General features: G+C 44.0%; 4 protein-coding genes. 3 read left to right on the top strand and 1 reads right to left on the bottom strand.

The genetic code is table 11. The features are described from left to right. The 3 genes from AC2YIT_RS32095 to AC2YIT_RS32085 all read left to right on the top strand — a co-directional run. A partial coding sequence (locus AC2YIT_RS32095; RefSeq protein WP_487281933.1) for an ABC transporter permease occupies window positions 1–1,078 on the top strand: 1,078 nt, incomplete at its 5' end. A gap of 487 nt (window positions 1,079–1,565) precedes the next feature. After that, on the top strand, window positions 1,566–2,162 hold the full coding sequence (locus tag AC2YIT_RS32090) for a Crp/Fnr family transcriptional regulator (protein ID WP_487281932.1): 597 nt from the start codon (window positions 1,566–1,568) through the stop codon (window positions 2,160–2,162). A 64-nt stretch (window positions 2,163–2,226) separates the two neighbouring features. After that, the gene (locus tag AC2YIT_RS32085; RefSeq protein WP_487281931.1) at window positions 2,227–2,853 is read left to right on the top strand and encodes a hypothetical protein; all 627 of its coding nucleotides are present in this window, start codon (window positions 2,227–2,229) and stop codon (window positions 2,851–2,853) included. A 68-nt stretch (window positions 2,854–2,921) separates the two neighbouring features. On the opposite strand, the gene AC2YIT_RS32080 is transcribed toward AC2YIT_RS32085, so the two are convergent. Then, window positions 2,922–3,109, bottom strand: a 188-nt coding sequence (locus AC2YIT_RS32080) for a hypothetical protein (RefSeq protein ID WP_487281930.1), incomplete at its 5' end; no start/stop codon positions are given.

Here is a 3,109-nt window from a genome sequence, read left to right as displayed (position 1 = left end):
ACAGACGCTTCTGATCGGTACAATCGTCATCACCGGCCAAATGCGGTTCAACACCGAGGCAGACATGGGTTTCAAAAAAGACGCTATCGTGTTAATGCCTGTGCCGGAGACAAGCCCAGCTAAGCAGAGCGCTATGCGGGCGCGCTTTTTGCAATTGCCCGGGGTGGAGAAAGTCGCTTTTTTGAGCGCTCCGCCAGCATCGCCCGAAAACAATTTCGACACAGGTATCAGGTATGCGGGCAGACCCGAGAACGAAAAATTTACCATTTTCTATAAAACCGGTGACCCTGAATACCTCTCTATGTTCGGTCTAAAATTGGTGGCGGGCCGAAACCTGGTTTCTTCCGACACCACCAGGGAATATCTGCTGAACGAAACTGCGGTTGAAAAGCTCGGCGTGAAATCGCCGCACGAAGTAATCGGCAAAAATGTGAATATTAATGGTCGAAACGGGGTCATCGTCGGTGTGATGAAGGACTTTCATAGCAAGTCATTTCGTGAGAAAATTGACCCGGTTTGCCTGACAACCCGCGCTGCCGATAATTCGCAATGTGCCTTGAAAGTAAGTAACCGGAACCTGCCCGCAACGCTGGCCTCCATCCAGAAATTATGGAATGAAACCAATCCAGATTACATTTATTCCTACCAATTTCTAGACGAGCACCTGCAACTTTTTTATGAACTCGATCAGCTCATGCTGCAACTCATGTGGCTCTTCGCCGGCATCGCAATCTTCATTAGTTCACTCGGTCTTTATGGCCTGATTTCCTTCATGGTTGCCCAAAAGACTAAAGAAATAGGTGTTCGCAAAACCCTGGGCGCGGGAGTGGGAAGTATCGTTTGGCTGTTCGGCAGACAATTCGCTCACCTGCTCGTGATCGCCTTCCTTATTGCCGCTCCGATCGGATGGTGGCTTGTGGATAAATACCTGGCTGATTTCCAATACCATATTGAGCTAAACCTGACAACCTTCATCGTTGCGCTCGGAATGACATTTTTGATTGCGATTTTAACAGTTGGATATCGGTCGGTTAAAGCTGCATTGATCAATCCTGTAAATGCATTGAGGTCCGAGTAAGTTGCCAAAGCAATGCTCAAAGCCTAGGTCTGTAAAAGAGTTCGTCTACTCGGACCCGGATGGATTACTTTGTAAATTGTCAGGGAAAAGTGGAATTTGTTCGCTTTACGTACGATGTAGAAAAGGCCGCAAAAGCGGTGGAAGGCAGTCCCTTACCTAAGCGTATGCTAGTATGACACGAAATGGCTAGATGCAACCTTTCCAGGTATTTAGAAAGATACTAATATTCGGCGGGGACACCAGACCGCGAAGATGGCATTGGCTATCTACCTTTTGCAAATACGTGCAAAAAAAGGCGTTGATGAACAGGAGCGAGCTGCCGAGGCGGTGCCTGAAAGATGCCTTGAAAGAATCCAACCATGCACCACCACGTTTTGAGGTGCACACCTTTTTGTATATTTACTTCCAAGCCCTCAAAAAGAGGCAATTACATACAAGTAGGTGGCCAGTGCAAGAGAAGGCAGTAACATGACGACATATAAAAACAATGCAAGACGTACTATTTGACTTTATATCAAAATACATTTCACTTACAGAAGATGAAAAGGACGCTATCCTTTCGTTGGACATATTCCATTCTTTTAAGAAGGGAACAACTCTACTCGAAGAAGGTCAAAAATCGAAAAATAGCTACTTTGTTTTAAAAGGCTGTATCCGGACATATTACATAATAGACGGAGAAGAGAAAACAACCGCTTTCTACACTGAAATGGACGCTTTGACTCCGCACTGTGTTATAAATAAAGCACCTTCGGCATGTTTCATTAGTTGTGTCGAAGATAGTATTCTCCTAGTCTCAGATTCTGATATGGAAGAGGAAACAAACCGCAAATTTCCAAAGTTTGAGATAATGTGCAGAAAGTTGTCTGGAGAGTTGTTAGCTAGACAACAGATAAATTTTGATGAATATAAGACATCTTCCCCTGAACGACGATACCTGAACTTACTTCATAAAAGACCGGATCTTACTCAGCGTGTTCCGCAACACCAATTGGCGAGCTATTTAGGTATCAAACCTCAATCATTAAGCAGGCTCAGAGCCAGAATTCTCGAAAAAAGAGCTAAGACAGATTTCTTAACTTAAGTGAACAAGTTATCGTATCCCCACAATCTACTTTTGCGTATTGTTCTACGTCAATTGAAAAGATATGCAAAAGAAAATTTTATGGATTGGACTAGCCATAATGCTGGTAAGTAGTTTACAGGTAAACGCACAATATGACAAACGAGACAGCACTTACAGACGGTGGTTCGTTGGCAGCACTATATTTTTACTGGGTAACCTGGCAACTACAAACCCACCAAACTTCGCCCAACTCAATGTAGGCTATCGGATAACAGGAAAAGATGTTATTACTCTAGAACCAAAAACCTGGAAATACGCCTGGCCGAACGGTATTCATCCATTTTTAAACAAAGCATACGGAAGGCCGGAAGAAAAATTGCCGGGGTATGTTCGTGAGTATGGCTTGTCAGTGGCCTACCAACGGTTCATTTTCTGCGGTTTATATGCCGAACTTAATGTAATGCCTTCATTACAAGATTTTGTAAACGAGAAGGGGAAAAAAATTGACAATGGTTTTCAGATTTTCAATACATACCGGATTGGCTATCACATCAAACTTTTTAAGGACAGATTTTTTATTCAGCCATCACTTGCAATTACTCATCGTGCATATCACACAAGAATGCCCGATGGATTTAAACAGTTAGACGATAAATGGTCCAAATTCGTCTTCGGAGAACCAGGATTTCATTTTGGATTTAATTTTTAGTTGGTAATCTATGGATTCACCGTTTCCGTGCGCTCAGCGGCTGCTGGGGAATTACCTCTAACTACATTTCAAGTTGATAGCCGTTCGGTCAAGCCCAATATAGCCATCAACTCACGCGTCGCTACCGACCCGGAGCGATTTCCTCCTATCGTTGACGCAGACGAACCATACTCCGGTAAATGGATGCGGGGTTCTTTCGCAACCATCGTTGCCAAGCCGCCGGGCATGATGATGGCACCGGTTTTTTTCTCTACTA

Source organism: Dyadobacter sp. SRI_021 (genome assembly GCF_057586235.1).
Note: the sequence above shows the minus strand (reverse complement) of the source record. Positions and strands in the feature narration are given on the sequence as shown.

Bases quoted from the DNA above. Each gene is read 5' to 3' on its own strand.
- AC2YIT_RS32085 (WP_487281931.1), top strand. From the start codon at position 2,227: ATGCAAAAGAAAATTTTATGGATTGGACTAGCCATAATGCTGGTAAGT.
- AC2YIT_RS32090 (WP_487281932.1), top strand. From the start codon at position 1,566: ATGCAAGACGTACTATTTGACTTTATATCAAAATACATTTCACTTACA.